We start from the raw sequence: 15,396 nt of genomic DNA, 5'->3' as shown, positions 1-15,396 counted from the left end.
CCTGTTGTTCACGGACGACCTCCCGGAGCTGAGCGAGGACATCGGCTACCGCGGGCCGACCGCCTGCAAGGCCGCCGGCATCACCTACCGCCAGCTCGACTACTGGGCCCGCACCGGCCTCGTGGAGCCGTCGGTGCGCGGCGCGACCGGATCGGGCACCCAGCGGCTCTACGGCTTCCGCGACATCCTCGTGCTCAAGGTCGTCAAGCGCCTCCTCGACACCGGGGTCTCCCTCCAGCAGATCCGGGTGGCGATCCAGGCGCTGCGCGAGCGCGGCGTCGAGGACCTCGCCCAGATCACGCTCATGAGCGACGGCGCCTCCGTCTACGAGTGCACCTCCGCCGACGAGGTCATCGACCTCGTGCAGGGCGGTCAGGGCGTCTTCGGCATCGCTGTCGGCCGCGTCTGGCGCGAGGTCGAGGGCGAGCTCGCCGAGCTGCCGAGTGAGCGCACCGAGGACGACACCCAGGCCGCCCACCCCGGCGACGAGCTCCGGGCCCGGCGCCAGGCCCGACTCGCCTGACCCACCACGGCCCGCCGACTCGAGCCCGTCCCCACCGTGGGGGCGGGCTCGTGTTGTAGATTTGGGGCGCTGATCACCCCGTGTGGGAGAGTCCCCGCGTGCCAGGCACGGCGGGGCGCCGAAGGGGCAAACTCCCCGGAACCTCTCAGGCGCCAGGACCACACGGATCAGGCACCTCTGGAGCGGCGCCCGCGGGCGCGGTGACAGATGGGGAGGTCTCCCTCGTCGGACTTTGTCAGGAGCCTCATGTCGCACGCAGCACCCTCGCAGCCCCCCGCAGGAGCCGGCGAGTTCCCGGACTTCGTCGCCCGCCACATCGGCCCGCGAGAGTCCGACGTCCGGGCCATGCTCGACGCGGTCGGGCAGGGCAGTCTCGAGAGCCTCGCCGACACGGCGATCCCCGGCGCCATCCGTTCGACCCAGGCGCTCCACCTCGACGCGGCCTACTCCGAGGCCGCGGTCGTCGAGGAGCTGCGCGCGCTGGCACGGCGCAACCACGTCCTGACGTCGATGATCGGGCTGGGCTACTACGGGACCGTCACCCCGGCCGTCATCCAGCGCAACGTGCTGGAGAACCCGGCCTGGTACACCGCGTACACGCCCTACCAGCCGGAGATCTCCCAGGGGCGTCTCGAGGCGCTGCTCAACTTCCAGACCGTCGTGAGCGACCTGACCGGCCTGCCGACCGCCGGCGCCTCGCTGCTGGACGAGAGCACCGCTGCCGCCGAGGCCATGACCCTGATGCGCCGAGCCAGCAAGGCCCCCGCGGAGTCGGTGCTGCTCGTGGACGAGCACGTCTTCCCGCAGACGATCGCCGTCATGCAGACCAGGGCCGTGCCCCTCGGCATCGAGCTCGTGGTGGCCGACGTGGCCGGCGTCGACAGCACCGACGGCCTGCGCTCGGCCGCCGGCGGCCGCGACGTCTTCGGCGTGGTGGTGCAGTACCCCGGTGGCGACGGCGAGCTGCGCGACTGGCGCGGACTCGCGGAGGCTGCCCACGACGCCGGCGCACTGGTGACCGCGGCCGCGGACCTGCTGGCGCTCACGCTGGCGACCCCGCCGGGGGAGTGGGGGGCAGACGTCGCCGTGGGCACGAGCCAGCGCTTCGGTGTGCCGATGGGCTTCGGTGGCCCGCACGCCGGCTACATGAGCGTGCGCCCCGGCCTCGAGCGGTCCCTCCCGGGCCGGCTCGTCGGCGTCTCCGTCGATGCCGACGGCGCCCCCGCCTATCGGCTGGCGCTGCAGACGCGGGAGCAGCACATCCGCCGTGAGAAGGCGACCTCGAACATCTGCACCGCCCAGGTCCTGCTCGCCGTCATGGCCTCGATGTACGCCGTGTACCACGGCCCCGCGGGGCTGGCCGCCATCGCGCGCCGCACCCACGCCTACGCCCGCGCCCTGGCGGACGGCCTCGCCGCCGCGGGGATCGAGGTGCTGACCCGGACGTACTTCGACACCGTCACGGTGTCGGTGCCCGGGCAGGCCGACGAGATCGTGCGCGAGGCGGCCAACCGGGGTGTGAACCTGTGGCGGGTCGACGCCGACCGCGTCTCCATCAGCACCGACGAGACGACGGTGCAGGACGACCTCGACGCCGTCTGGGCGGCCTTCGGCGTCACCGGCAACGGCACCGTCGAGGTCGCGCGGCCGTCGTGGCCGCAGGAGCTGGTCCGCACCAGCGAGTACCTCACCCACCCGGTGTTCAGCGCCCACCACAGCGAGACCTCCATGCTGCGCTACCTGCGCCGACTGGCGGACCGCGACTTCGCGCTCGACCGCGGGATGATCCCGCTCGGCTCGTGCACGATGAAGCTCAATGCGACCACCGAGATGCAGGCGGTCACCTGGCCGGAGTTCGCCGAGCTGCACCCGTTCGCGCCGCCGACGCAGACCGAGGGCATCCGCCAGCTGATCGACGACCTCGAGGCATGGCTGTGCTCGATCACCGGCTACGACGCCGTGTCGCTCCAGCCGAACGCCGGGTCCCAGGGCGAGCTCGCCGGCCTGCTCGCGATCCGCGCCTACCACCAGGCCCGCGGCGAGGACGCACGGCGCATCTGCCTGATCCCCGCCAGCGCGCACGGCACCAACGCTGCCAGCGCCGTCATGGCCGGCATGAAGGTGGTCGTCGTGAAGACCGCCCCCGGCGGCGACATCGACATGGACGACCTGCGGGCCAAGGTCGAGCAGCACCACGACCAGCTCGCGGCGATCATGGTGACCTACCCGTCCACGCACGGTGTCTTCGAGGACACCATCACCGAGCTGTGTGCCCTCGTGCACGACGCCGGAGGCCAGGTCTACGTCGACGGCGCCAACCTCAACGCTCTGGTCGGCCTGGCCCAGCCGGGCCGGTTCGGGGCGGACGTCTCGCACCTGAACCTGCACAAGACGTTCTGCATCCCGCACGGCGGCGGCGGCCCGGGCGTCGGTCCGGTCGCGCTGCGAGCCCACCTCGCGCCGTACCTGCCGAACCACCCGCTGGCACCCGAGGCGGGCCCGGAGACCGGGGTCGGCCCCATCTCCGGGGCGCCCTACGGCTCGGCGAGCATCCTGCCGATCTCGTGGGCGTACGTGCGGCTGATGGGCGGGGCGGGACTGACACGGGCCACCCAGGTCGCGGTCCTCAACGCCAACTACGTCGCCACGAGGCTGCGGGAGCACTACCCGGTGCTCTACTCGGGCCACGACGGCATCGTCGCCCACGAGTGCATCCTCGACCTGCGCGACCTCACGAAGCGGACCGGGGTCACGGTCGACGACGTCGCCAAGCGGCTCATCGACTACGGGTTCCACGCCCCGACCATGTCGTTCCCGGTGGCCGGGACCCTGATGGTGGAGCCGACGGAGAGCGAGGACCTCTACGAGCTCGACCGGTTCTGCGACGCCATGATCGCGATCCGTCAGGAGATCGCCGAGGTGGAGGCGGGGGAGGTCCCGCTGGTCGACAGCATGCTGCGCAACGCCCCCCACACCGCTGCGGCCCTGGCCGGCAAGTGGGAGTACCCGTACGACCGGGGGACGGCGGCCTTCCCCGTCGGGGTCGAGGCGGCCGACAAGTACTGGCCGCCAGTGAGCCGGATCGACGGTGCCTACGGCGACCGCCACCTCGTCTGCTCGTGCCCGCCGCCGGAGTCCTTCCAGGAGTGACAGGGGGGCGCAGGGTGGCGCAGGAGTGACGCTGCCCTGACGCAGGCCCCGCGGAGCCGGCTGCCCGACCCAGGTGTCAGGCGGCCGGCTCCGCCGTTCCCCCGCCGGCCACGTGGACGGTCGACCCGCTCTCGGTCTTGTCGACGGTGATCTGGCAGGGGATGCGGCTGCGGAGCTCGGCCACGTGGCTCACGACTCCGACGGCACGCCCGCCCTCGCGGAGGGCGTCGAGCACCGCCATGACCTGCTCGAGGCTCTCGTCGTCGAGAGTGCCGAAGCCCTCGTCGACGAACAGGGTCTGCAGGTCGAAACCACCGGACTCCTCGCGCACGGCGTCGGCGAGCCCGAGGGCGAGGGCGAGGGAGGCCATGAAGGCCTCACCGCCGGACAGCGTCGCGGTGTCACGTGTCTGCCCCGTCCACAGGTCGAGGACACGCAGGCCCAGGCCACTGCGCGCCCCACGGGCGGCGAGACCGTCGGAGTGCTGCAGCCGGTAGCGGCCCTCGCCCATCAGGGCCAGCCGCTCGTTGGCCAGGTCGGCCACGCGCTCGAGACGGGCCGCCAGCACGAACGAGGAGAGCCGCATCCGCAGCGCGTTGTTGCCGCCCGTGCCGGCGAAGGTGTCGGCCAGGTCTCGCACCCGCGCATGCCGGGCCGCGGCAGGGCCGATCGCCTCGCACTGCGTGACCAGCCGCGGGTGCAGGCGGGCAACGGCTGCCAGGGTGCGGCGGGCGAGGGTCTCCGCGTCCTGCGCACGCAGCAGCCGCGTGTGCGCGTCGCTCTCGGCCTCACGCAGGGCCTCGACGTCTGGTGCAGGGGACTCCGCGGCCGCGACCACGTCCGGCTCGGACAGCACCGTCTCGGCGGCCGTGCGGGCGCGGTCGTACTCGCGGCACAGGGCCTCCAGGCGTCTGACCTCCGGGGCCGGCAACAGTGCCTGACGGGCCTCGTCGGCGGACCCGAAGCCCTGGTCGGCGAGCGATGACACGAGCGCCTCCAGGGCAGCCGTGTGGCTCTGCTCGGCGAGGCTGAGGTCGCGCAGGGCGCTGACGTGCCGCTCCGCCGCCGCACTGGTGGCTCGGTGCCGTGACTGCACCTGGTCGAGGAACCTTGCCAACGTGGTGCCCTCGTCGCCGGGGGTGTGGTCGCCGGGGCCGTCCTGGCGGAAGGTCTGCGCCGCGCGAGCGGGGTCGGCGCACGGGCACAGCCGCTCGTGGTCCTCGAGCAGGTCGCGGGCTGCGCTGGCCTCGGCACGGGCTCCCCGCTCCAGCTCGTCTGCTGTCGCGGAGGTCGTCAGCAGGCTGGCCCGCAGCTGGTCGGCGCGTGTCGCCACGCGCCTGCGCTCGGCCTGGGCGCGCTCGTACGCCTCGGTGGCGGAACCCAGGCGCTGGGCCGTCGCCAGCGCTGCCGCGAGGGCGGTACGCGCCTCTTCGGCCACCTGCCCGAGCTCGTCGGCACCACGCTGGTCACCGCCCAGCAGCGCCTCCCGGGAGGCCGCTGCGGTGTCCGCCGCCACCAGCTCCCGCTCGAGCCGGTCGAGCGACCCGCGAGCGGTGGTCCACCTGTCGTCCGCCGAGGAGATGTCGTCGGTCGTCACGGCGGTGGTGCGGGTGGCGGGCACCGGATGGGCGCAGGAGCCGCAGACGGGGCACGGCGACCCGTCGGCCAGGGACTCGGCGAGCTCGCCTGCCATCCCTGTGAGCCGCGCCTCGCGAAGGTCCAGGAGCTCCTGTCGCAGGTCCTGCTCGTGGGCGCGCGCGGCGGCGATGCGACCGGTGAGCGCGGTGCGCTCGGTCTCGCCGCGGTCGTGGGCCTCGCGGAGGGAGAGCAGCGCGGTCGCGGACTCCGCCCTGGCCCGCAGTCCGTCGAGGGCTGCGGCGGCCTCCCGGGTCTGGGCGAGGTCGCGCTCGGCGGCCTCGGACGCGTCGTCGGCGCGTTCGGTGGCGGCCGCGAGGTCCACGGCCTGGGCCTCGGCGGTGGCAGCCTGGCGGCGGAGCAGCTGGCCGCGCTCGGCCTTCTCGGTGGCGGCGCGGGCCAGACCTGCCGCCTCGGCGAGGTCGTCGTCGCAGGCGTGCAGCCGCTCGGCCCACTGCGCGACGCCGTCGGCATCCCTGTCGTCGAGGCCGAAGCCGGACAGTGCTGCCCCGGTGTCGGCGGCCCGGGACCTCGCCCGCGCCACCTCGCCGGCGGCCCGCTCGACCGCCTTGAGGTCACCGCTGACGGTGGCTGCGCGGCCGGCCACCGCCAGCGTCGCGCGTGCCTGCCCCTGGACGGCGTGAGCCTCGTCGAGCGCCGCCAGCTCGGTGGTCGCGCGGGCGGCCTTCGCCTGCAGCGCCAGTGTCTGCTCGGCCGAGCGGCGGCGTGCGGCAGCGGCGGCGGCATCGCCCGTCGCGCGGTCGAGGGAGGCCAGGGTCGCCACCGCGAGCTCCTCGAGCGCGACCTGCAGCTGCGCCAGGCGCCCGGGAACCTCGTGCGGGTCGAGCTCGCGCCAGTCGGGGGTGCCCTCGAGAAGGGCCGGCGGCGCGTCCGCCACGGCGTCGGCGAGCCGCGCGAGGTCGGTGGCAACGTCGGCGCGGCACTGCGCCAGGACCTCGCCGGTGCGACGCCGCTCGCCGGCGAACCACTCCTCGACACCGGCGAAGGACGACACGTCGAACAGCCGCTCCAGGAGCTCTCGCCGCGCCTCCGGGGTGGCGCGCAGGAAGGCAGCGAACTCGCCCTGCGGCAGCAGCACCACCTTGCTGAACTGCTCCAGGCCCATCCCCAGCACCTCGGTGAGCACGGCCGCGACGTCGTCGTGCCTGGTGTCTCGACCGACCCAGGTGCCGCCGAGCCTCTCGTGGAGGACGACCCGGGCGGGGGACTTGGTCTCGCCGTCGCCACGCTTCTTGGGCCGCAGGAACTCGGGCGAGCGCTCGACCCGGAAGCGGCGACCGGCCGCCGTGAACTCCAGCGTGACCGTCGGCACGACGTCCCTCGGGGCGTGGTCGCTGCGCAGCGAGCGGCCACCGGGGCGCGCTCCCGGCACCGCGGCATACAGCGCGAAGCAGACCGCGTCGAGGATGCTGGTCTTGCCGGCGCCGGTGGCGCCCCGGATGAGGAACAGGCCCCCCGACGAGACCTCGTCGAAGTCGATGTCGACGGTGCCCGCGAAAGGGCCGAACGCGGTCATGGACAGGCGGTGCAGCCTCACGCCACGCCCTCCTCGCGTCGCGCCGCGGCACCGGACGTGGCCGAGCCGGCGGTGACCGCGCCCTCGCCGTCGTGACCGGCGCGGCCCAGCCGCACGGCCTCGACGGCATCGGCCAGCAGCGCTCGCTCGGGGTCGGTCGCCCCGTGACCACCGCGAACGTGCGAGAGGAAGTCACAGCAGACCTCGACCTCGGACCTCCGGGCCACGCGCGCGGCATAGGAGCTGACGGGGACCGGCGCACCCTGCGGGTCGAAGAGCAGCGACAGGGTGTGCGGGAAACGGCGCCGGACCTGCTCCATCGCGCCGGGCGGGCGCACCGCGTCGGTGAGCGTGACCTGGCACCAGGAGTGCTCCGCGGTCACGTGGTCGGGACGCTCGAGCAGGTCGCGCAGCTCCCCGCGCAGGACGGCGAGCGGGCGGAGGACCGGGGCCGGGACCTGCTCGACCCGCACACCCGACGTGTCGACGTCGACGAGCCACGACCCCTTGGTGTGGCCGGACTCGCTGAAGGACATGGCCACGGGCGAGCCCGAGTAGCGCACGGTCTCGGAGATCTGCTGCTGGCCGTGCAGGTGACCGAGGGCGACGTAGGAGCTGCCGCCGAACACCCGCGGGTGCACCATCGCGACGCCTCCGACGGTGATGTCGCGCTCGGAGTCGCTGGTGGCGCCGCCGTTGACGAACGCGTGGGACATCACGACCGAGGGCAGGCCACGAGCGTCGTGGTCCGCGCGCACCCGACCCATCGCCGCCGTGAGGACGCCCGCGTGGGTGCGCTCGGACGCGCCGAGGGGCTCCGCCGCCACGGACGGCTCGAGGTAGGGGAGGGGGTAGACGGCCACGCCGTCGATGAGAACGGGGCGGCCGACCGACCCCAGCGAGCTGCGGATGTGCAGGCCCGCCCGCTCCAGGAGCGACGCGGCGAAGCCGAGCCGGATGGCTGAGTCGTGGTTGCCGCTGGAGAGCACGACCTGCGCGCCGGCATCGATGAGCCGGGTCACCGCCTCCGACAGCAGCTCGACGGTGTCGGGCGCGGGAAGCGCCCGGTCGTAGACGTCACCGGAGACCAGCACCGCGTCGACCTTCTCGGCGCGCACGGTCTCGACCAGGTGGTCGAGGTAGGCCGACTGGGCGTCGAGCAGCCCCACCTGGTGGAAGGAGCGGCCCAGGTGCCAGTCGGAGGTGTGGATCAAGCGCACGCCACGAAGGCTAGGAGAGGTCACCGACAGAGCCGCTGATTTGGCCGGGCGAGCCTCGGATCGGCCGGCTGGGGGGATGCGGTAGCACGGGCGCCACCGGTGTGGTTGGGTCATTCCAGAGACACCGTCAGCGAGCGGGAGGAGGTCCGGTGGGCGAAGAGGTCAGCGCGCAGAGCTACACGCGCGAGCAGCGGCAGCGGTACCGCGAGAAGGTGCGCCAGAACCTCGACGTGTTCGAGCGGATGCTCTCCCAGAGCCATTTCGAGTTCGACCGGCCGATGACCGGCCTGGAGATCGAGCTCAACCTCGTCGACGAGGGCTACCAGCCGAAGTTCGCCAACGCCGAGGTCCTGGAGGAGATCGCCGACCCCGGCTACCAGACCGAGCTCGCGCGCTACAACATCGAGCTCAACGTGCCGCCGCGCCCGCTGCCCGGCGACACCGCCCTGCAGCTCGAGCAGGAGCTGCGCGACTCGCTGAACGCAGCCGACGCGGCTGCCCGCAAGCGCGGGGCGCACATCGTCGCCGTCGGGATCCTGCCGACGATCATGCCGGAGCACTTCCAGGGCGAGTGGATCAGCGCGAACAACCGCTACACCGCCCTGAACGACTCGATCTTCTACGCCCGCGGCGAGGACATCTACCTCGACATCGAGGGCCCCACTGGCGAGCGGGTCGCCACCTACTGCGACTCGATCGCCCCGGAGTCGGCCTGCACCAGCGTGCAGCTGCACCTCCAGGTCGCACCCCAGGACTTCGCCGCGCACTGGAACGCCGCCCAGGCCCTGGTCGCGCCCCAGATCGCGCTGGCGGCGAACTCTCCGTTCTTCTTCGGCCAGCGGCTCCACGCGGAGACCCGGATCGAGCTCTTCAGCCAGGCCACCGACACCCGCAGCGTCGAGCTGAAGAACCAGGGGGTCCGCCCGCGCGTCTTCTTCGGCGAGCGCTGGGTCACCTCGATCTTCGACCTGTTCGAGGAGAACGTCCGCTACTTCCCGGCCCTGCTCGCGGAGGTCTCCGACGAGGACCCGGTCGCGATGCTCGAGGCCGGGGAGGCGCCCTCCCTGGCCGAGCTGCGGCTGCACAACGGGACCGTCTACCGCTGGAACCGTCCCATCTACGACATCGTCCAGGGTCGCCCGCACCTGCGCGTGGAGAACCGCGTCCTGCCTGCCGGGCCGAGCATCATCGACGTCCTGGCCAACGCTGCCTTCTACTACGGCGTGATCCGCAAGCTCGCCGCCGACGACCGGCCGGTCTGGACCAAGATGAGCTTCGCCGTCGCCGAGCAGAACTTCCGCACCGCCGCCAGGGACGGCATCGACGCGATGCTGTACTGGCCCGGCTACGGACAGGTCGGCGCGGACGAGCTCGTGCTGCGCCACCTGCTCCCGCTCGCCCACGAGGGCCTGCAGGAGTGGGGGGTCTCCGACGCGGTGCGGGAGCGCTACCTGTCGGTGATCGAGGGCCGTTGCAAGACCAGCACCAACGGCGCGACGTGGCAGACCCAGGCGGTGGAGCGCCTCGAGGGCCAGGGCCTGGACCGCCAGGCCGCCTTGAGCCGGATGCTCGAGCTCTACACCACGAACATGCACAGCAACGAGCCCGTGCACACGTGGCCACTGCCCTGAGGGCGGTGCCGTCCTCCGCCGTATGCCGCGGTGGGCCAGTCACGCGCGTGGGCAGCCGCACGGCGGCACACCGGCCCAGGCACACCGGCTCAGGCACACCGGCTCAGGCGTGGCGCGTGACCGGCTGGTTCCACACCCGGATGGCCGGGCGCTCCCGCTCGAACTCGAGCACGCACAGGGAGCCGGCGTCGAGGAGCAGCTGTGCGCCCAGCCGCGGCTCCTGCCGCAGGAACACCGCCGTGAGGACCCGCAGGAGGTGGCCGTGCGCCACGAGGGCGACGTCGCCGGTGGCCATGGCCTCGACGACCCGCCGGACCACGCGCCCGGCCCTCGCCGCGACGTCCTCGACTGCCTCGCCGGGCGTCTCGCCGGAGGGCACGCCGTGCTCGAAGACGGTCCAGTCGTAGCCGACGGAGTCGCGGATCTGCGCGGTGGTGAGCCCCTCGTAGCCGCCGTAGTCCCACTCCACCAGGTCGTGGTCGAGCTCGGGGGAGAGGCCGGCCAGCTCAGCGGTGCGCCGCGCCCGCTGCAGCGGTGAGGACAGCACGAGGACGAGGTCGAAGGCCTGGAGGGCGGAGGACAGCGAGCCGGCGTCGGCCTCGCCCCCGGGCGTCAGGGGGACGTCGGTGCGGCCGGTGTGCCGGCCGGATCGAGACCACTCGGTCTCACCATGGCGCAGGAGCACGAGCCTGCCCTCGGGGTGCTGCGGCGGGGACGACGGTTCGGCGCTCACCAGGCTCACCCTAGGGGCCACCGCCTGCCCGGGCGCGCGGCGTCGCAGCCGTCTGGAAGAGTGGCCCCATGAGGCTGCGCTACCGGCTGCTCAACGTCTTCGCCCGTGAGGGCGACCCGTTCTCGGGCAACCCGTTGTGCGTGTTCGAGGACGCCGCAGGACTCGACGACTCCCAGATGCAGGGGCTCGCCCGGCAGTTCAACCTGTCCGAGACGACCTTCATCGTGCGGCTGGCCGGCCGGTCGACGACGCCCGGGGAGGGCACCGCGGCCGACGCGGACGTCCGGATCTTCACCCCCAGCTACGAGATGGCCTTCGCCGGTCACCCGACGCTCGGCACCGCCCAGGTCCTCCGCGATCTGCTCGGGCAGGGGGGCGCGGTGCGCCTGTCGATGCCGGCCGGGGTGGTCACCGTCGAGGCGGAGGGCAGCACCTGGACCCTCACCGCCCACCGCGGCGTCATCGAGCGCGAGCTGGACCCCGACGAGATCGCCGGGACCGTGGGGCTGGCAGCCGGCGACCTGGTGGGCCCCGTCCAGCAGGTCAGCACCGGCAGCGGCCAGATCATCGCGCAGGCCGCCTCCCCCGAGGCCGTCCGACGGGCGACCGGTGACGCCGCGCTCATGCGCCGGTACGCCGGGATGGGCACCCGCGGTGGCGAGACCCTGGTGTACCTGTGGGCGCCCACGGGGCCCGGGACGGTGGTGGCCAGGGCGCTCTTCACGCAGGGAGCTGCCGCGATCGAGGACCCCGCCACCGGGTCGGCGTGCTCGAACCTCGGTGCCTGGCTGGTCGCGCAGGGCCGCACCGGCATCGCCTGGGAGGTCAGCCAGGGCGAGCAGGCCGGCCGGCCGTCGACCCTTCGCCTGAGCGTCGCTGACGACGGGGTCGTGCGCGTCGGGGGCCTGGTCCGGGAGATGGGATCCGGCGAGGTCGAGCTCTGACATGCCGGCCTACGTCGTCTTCCTCCGCGCGGTCAACGTCGGCGGGCGCGTCCTGAGGATGGAGCAGGCGCGCAGGGTGCTGGAGGAGAACGCCTTCCTCGACGTCGCCTCGCACATCCAGAGCGGCAACCTCCTGGTCGGCACACGGATGCGCAGCGCCGAGCGGGTGGAGGCCGCCGTCTCCGAGTGCCTGGGCGAGGCCGCCGGTTTCGAGATCGTCACGATGGCCCGCCGCCCCGCTGAGCTGACGGCACTCATCGAGGCGGCAGACGGCATACCAGCGGCCGCGTCGGGCGTGCTCGCTCGGTATGTCGCCTTCTGCAAGGGCAGCGCCGACGCCGCCGGGGCGCAGGGCGCGTTCGAGGCGTGGGAGGCCCCCGGCGAGCGAGCCTTCGTGGTCGGCAAGGATGTGCTCGTGGAGCTGGCCAAGCCGTTCCACGAGGCGAAGCTGGGCAATGCCCAGGTCGAGAAGATCGTCGGCGGGCCCGCGACCACGCGGAACCTCACCGTCGTCCGCACACTGGCACAGAAATGGGGCAGCTGACATGGCAGAGGAGACCGGCGGCACCGGCCTGGGGCACCGCTCGGTGTCGATGACCCGGGTGGGCAAGGGCGTCTTCGACGTCACGAACGTCCGCGGCGGGACCATCCGGATCGGCGGTGACGGCGCCGACTTCACACCGGTGGAGCTGCTGCTGACCGCGATCGCCGGCTGCACCGCCATCGACGTCGACTACATCACCACGAAGCGGGTCGACCCGGAGACGTTCACCGTCACGGCCGCGGGCGAGAAGCTGCGGGACGACGGAGGGAACTTCATGGGCGGCCTCGAGCTGAGGTTCACCGTGACCTTTCCCGAGGGCGAGGAGGGTGACCGGGCCCGCGAGCGGCTGCCGGAGGCCGTGAAGCGCTCCCACGACCGGCTCTGCACGGTCAGCCGCACGGTGGAGCTGGGAACGCCGATCGACACCCGCCTGGCGGAGCCGGGTCAGCCCTCCGACGGGTCCTAGCCGACCCTGTCGCGGGCGGCGACGAACGCCGCGACGCACGCACGGACGTCGCCCTCGGAGTGCGCGGCGGACAGCTGCACCCGGATCCGGGCCCTGCCCTGCGGCACGACGGGGTAGGAGAAGGCGATGACGTAGACGCCCTCGGCGAGCATGGCGTCGGCGGTCTCCGCCGCGCGCCGGGCGCCATCCTCACCGGGGAACATCACCGGGGTGATCGGGTGCGAGCCGGGCAGCAGCTCGAACCCTTCGGCAGTCATCAGCTCGCGGAAGAGCGCGGTGTTGCCCTGAAGGGTCTGCCGGGCCTCGTCGGAGGTCGCCGCGATCTCCAGCGCCTTCATGGACCCGGCGGCGACCACGGGCGCCACCGCGTTGGAGAACAGGTACGGCCGCGACCGCTGGCGCAGCAGCTCGACGATCTCCTGGTGGGCGCTGACGTAGCCCCCCGACGCGCCGCCGAGGGCCTTGCCGAGGGTGCCGGTGATGATGTCGACGCGGTCCATGACGCCGAAGTGCTCCGGGGTCCCGCGGCCACCGGCGCCGACGAAGCCCACCGCGTGCGAGTCGTCGACCATCACCAGCGCCCCGTGCCTCTCGGCGAGGTCGCAGATCTGGTCGAGCGGCGCGAGGTAGCCGTCCATCGAGAAGACCCCGTCGGTGACGACGACCTTGCGCCGGGCGCCGGCCGCGTCGGCAGCCTCGAGCTGGGCTTCGAGGTCGGCCATGTCGGCGTTCCGGTAGCGGTACCGCGCGGCCTTGGAGAGCCGGATGCCGTCGATGAGGGAGGCGTGGTTCAGCTCATCGGAGATGATGGCGTCCTCGGTGCCGAAGAGCACCTCGAAGACCCCTCCGTTGGCGTCGAAGCAGGACGAGTAGAGGATCGTGTCCTGCATCTGCAGGAACTGCGAGATCGCCTGCTCGAGGCGCTTGTGCAGCGTCTGCGTGCCGCAGATGAACCGCACGCTCGCCATGCCGAAGCCCCACTCGTCCAGGGCGGCCCGGGCGGCGGCGACGACGTCCGGGTGGTCGGCGAGCCCGAGGTAGTTGTTGGCGCAGAAGTTGATCGCCTCGGCCTTGGCCGTCGTGATGTGCGCGTTCTGCGGCGAGGTGAGCTCCCGCTCGTCCTTGTAGAGCCCTGCAGCCCGGATCTCCTCGAGGGTGGCCCGGATCTCGTCCTTGACGGCGCCGTACATGCGATCAGTCCTCAGCGGTGGTGGGTGGTGGGGGAGGGGTGTGCGGAGGGGGAGCGGCCCGTGGCAGCCCGGTCAGCTCCAGTCCATGACGACCTTCCCGCACTGCCCCGAACGGGCGGCGGCGAAGGCGTCCTGCCACTGCTCGGCGGGGAAGCGGTGCGTGATGACCGCTGCGACCCGCTCGCGCAGCAGGGACGAGGTCTGGAGCATCGAGCTCATGGCGTACCAGGTGTCGTACATCTCGCGGCCGTAGATGCCCTTGATGGTGATCATGTGCGTGATCACCCGGCCCCAGTCGATGGGGAAGGCGTCCTGGGGGAGCCCCAGCATCGCCACCCGGCCGCCGTGGTTCATGTTGGCGAGCATGTCCTCGACCGCCGAGGGCACGCCGGACATCTCCAGGCCGATGTCGAAGCCCTCCTTCATCCCGAGCTCGGCCATCGCCGAGCGGAGATCGCTGCGCTGGGCGTTGACGACCAGGTCGGCGCCGGCGTTCTTGGCGAGGTCGAGGCGGTAGTCGCTGATGTCGGTGACCACGACGTGGCGCGCGCCGACGTGGCGCGCGATGGCGGCCGCCATCACCCCGATGGGGCCGGCGCCGGTGATGACGACGTCCTCCCCGGCCATCGGGAACGACAGCGCGGTGTGCGTCGCGTTGCCGAGCGGGTCGAACACCGCCCCGAGGTCGGGGTCGAGGTCGTCGGGCTGGATCCACACGTTGCTCGCCGGGATCACGACGTAGTCGGCGAACGCCCCGTCACGGTTGACCCCGACACCCTTGGTGTGGATGCAGACGTGCCGCCGGCCGGCACGGCAGTTGCGGCAGGTGCCGCACACGATGTGCCCCTCGCCGGAGGCCCGCTGGCCGACCGTCACGCTGGTGACGTCCTCGCCCACCTCGACGACCTCGCCGTAGAACTCGTGTCCGATCACCATCGGTGGGTGCACCGTGGAGGCGGCCCAGTCGTCCCACTGCTCGAGGTGCAGGTCGGTTCCGCACAGCCCCGCGCGCAGGACGCGGATCTTCACGTCGGCGGGCCCCACGGCTGGTTCCGGGACGTCGGTCAGCTCGAGGCCGGGGCCGGCGGTGGTCTTCACGAGTGCGCGCACGCGCCCAACATAGTGGGCGCAGCGAGGCGGGCATCCCGCACGGGGCCGCCGCACGGAATACAGTCACGTCCATGGCGAGGTACTTCGACGTCCACCCGGTCGACCCGCAGCCGCGCGCCATCAGCCAGGCGGTGCAGATCCTCCGCGACGGCGGCCTGGTGGCCTACCCGACCGACTCCTGCTTCGCCCTCGGCTGCGCCCTCGGCAACCAGGACGGGAAGGACCGCATCCTGCGCATCCGCCACCTCGACGACCGCCACGACTTCACGCTCGTGTGCAAGGACTTCGCGCAGCTCGGGCAGATGGTCCACCTCGACAACGCGGTGTTCCGCGCGGTGAAGGCGGCCACGCCCGGGCAGTACACCTTCATCCTCCCGGCCACCAAGGAGGTGCCGCGCCGGCTGCTGCACCCGAAGAAGAAGACCGTCGGGGTGCGCATCCCCGACCACCGGGTGGTGCAGGCGCTGCTCGCCGAGCTCGGCGAGCCGATCCTGTCGAGCACCCTGCTGATGCCCGGCGACGCGGAGCCCATGACCCAGGGCTGGGAGATCAAGGAGCGCCTCGACCACCTCGTCGACGCCGTGATCGACTCGGGGGAGTGCGGCCTCGAGCCCACGACGGTCGTCGACTTCTCCAGCGGCGTGCCCGAGGTGGTGCGCCGCGGCGCGGGGGACCCGACCCCCTTCGAGTGAGCCGTGTGCCGCGTGGCGGGC

Annotated in this window: 12 protein-coding genes and 1 riboswitch; of the genes, 7 read left to right on the top strand and 5 right to left on the bottom strand. The window is 72.8% G+C overall.

Going from position 1 to position 15,396, the window contains the following annotated elements; genetic code table 11:
• Position 1 precedes the first annotated feature (1 nt).
• Entirely contained in the window at positions 2-523 is a 522-nt protein-coding gene (locus VIB11_RS05285) for a MerR family transcriptional regulator (RefSeq protein ID WP_332029063.1), read from the top strand.
• Positions 524-596: 73 nt separating this feature from the next.
• Positions 597-694: riboswitch (glycine riboswitch) on the top strand.
• A 75-nt stretch (positions 695-769) separates the two neighbouring features.
• Positions 770-3,673 carry an aminomethyl-transferring glycine dehydrogenase gene (gene gcvP / locus VIB11_RS05280; protein ID WP_332029061.1) on the top strand — a complete coding sequence of 968 codons (2,904 nt, stop codon included), beginning with the start codon at positions 770-772 and terminating at the stop codon, positions 3,671-3,673.
• A 76-nt stretch (positions 3,674-3,749) separates the two neighbouring features.
• Here the strand turns inward: gcvP and VIB11_RS05275 are convergent, their stop codons facing one another.
• Positions 3,750-6,866 carry an AAA family ATPase gene (locus VIB11_RS05275; RefSeq protein ID WP_332029059.1) on the bottom strand — a complete coding sequence of 1,039 codons (3,117 nt, stop codon included), beginning with the start codon at positions 6,864-6,866 and terminating at the stop codon, positions 3,750-3,752.
• Positions 6,863-8,065 carry an exonuclease SbcCD subunit D gene (locus tag VIB11_RS05270; protein ID WP_332029057.1) on the bottom strand — a complete coding sequence of 401 codons (1,203 nt, stop codon included), beginning with the start codon at positions 8,063-8,065 and terminating at the stop codon, positions 6,863-6,865. The genes VIB11_RS05275 and VIB11_RS05270 overlap by 4 nt, the downstream gene beginning before the upstream one ends.
• A gap of 149 nt (positions 8,066-8,214) precedes the next feature.
• Between VIB11_RS05270 and VIB11_RS05265 the strand changes: the two genes are divergently transcribed.
• Complete coding sequence (locus VIB11_RS05265; protein ID WP_332029055.1) at positions 8,215-9,696, top strand: glutamate--cysteine ligase; 1,482 nt, start codon at positions 8,215-8,217, stop codon at positions 9,694-9,696.
• A 103-nt stretch (positions 9,697-9,799) separates the two neighbouring features.
• On the opposite strand, the gene VIB11_RS05260 is transcribed toward VIB11_RS05265, so the two are convergent.
• Entirely contained in the window at positions 9,800-10,429 is a 630-nt protein-coding gene (locus tag VIB11_RS05260) for a histidine phosphatase family protein (RefSeq protein WP_332029053.1), read from the bottom strand.
• Positions 10,430-10,497: 68 nt separating this feature from the next.
• On the opposite strand from VIB11_RS05260, the gene VIB11_RS05255 reads away from it, so the two are divergent.
• From VIB11_RS05255 to VIB11_RS05245, 3 genes are read left to right on the top strand one after another with little or no spacing between them, the layout of a single operon-like run.
• Positions 10,498-11,373 (top strand): PhzF family phenazine biosynthesis protein, encoded by an 876-nt coding sequence (locus VIB11_RS05255; RefSeq protein ID WP_332029051.1) that lies wholly within the window; start codon positions 10,498-10,500, stop codon positions 11,371-11,373.
• Position 11,374: 1 nt separating this feature from the next.
• On the top strand, positions 11,375-11,917 hold the full coding sequence (locus VIB11_RS05250; RefSeq protein ID WP_332029049.1) for a DUF1697 domain-containing protein: 543 nt from the start codon (positions 11,375-11,377) through the stop codon (positions 11,915-11,917).
• Between the two features lies 1 nt (position 11,918).
• Positions 11,919-12,383 carry an OsmC family protein gene (locus VIB11_RS05245; protein ID WP_332029048.1) on the top strand — a complete coding sequence of 155 codons (465 nt, stop codon included), beginning with the start codon at positions 11,919-11,921 and terminating at the stop codon, positions 12,381-12,383.
• Here the strand turns inward: VIB11_RS05245 and VIB11_RS05240 are convergent.
• Together VIB11_RS05240 and tdh are read right to left on the bottom strand one after the other, a co-directional pair.
• Positions 12,380-13,573: a glycine C-acetyltransferase gene (locus VIB11_RS05240; protein WP_332029047.1), complete on the bottom strand. Its 1,194-nt coding sequence runs from the start codon at positions 13,571-13,573 to the stop codon at positions 12,380-12,382. The genes VIB11_RS05245 and VIB11_RS05240 overlap by 4 nt on opposite strands.
• 72 nt (positions 13,574-13,645) lie before the next feature.
• Positions 13,646-14,683: an L-threonine 3-dehydrogenase gene (gene tdh / locus VIB11_RS05235; protein ID WP_332029045.1), complete on the bottom strand. Its 1,038-nt coding sequence runs from the start codon at positions 14,681-14,683 to the stop codon at positions 13,646-13,648.
• Between the two features lie 71 nt (positions 14,684-14,754).
• On the opposite strand from tdh, the gene VIB11_RS05230 reads away from it, so the two are divergent.
• Positions 14,755-15,375 (top strand): L-threonylcarbamoyladenylate synthase, encoded by a 621-nt coding sequence (locus VIB11_RS05230; protein WP_332029043.1) that lies wholly within the window; start codon positions 14,755-14,757, stop codon positions 15,373-15,375.
• Positions 15,376-15,396: the final 21 nt, after the last annotated feature.

The organism is Pedococcus sp., assembly GCF_036554925.1.
In the GTDB taxonomy this organism is placed as follows: domain Bacteria; phylum Actinomycetota; class Actinomycetes; order Actinomycetales; family Dermatophilaceae; genus Pedococcus_A.
Note: the sequence above shows the minus strand (reverse complement) of the source record. Positions and strands in the feature narration are given on the sequence as shown.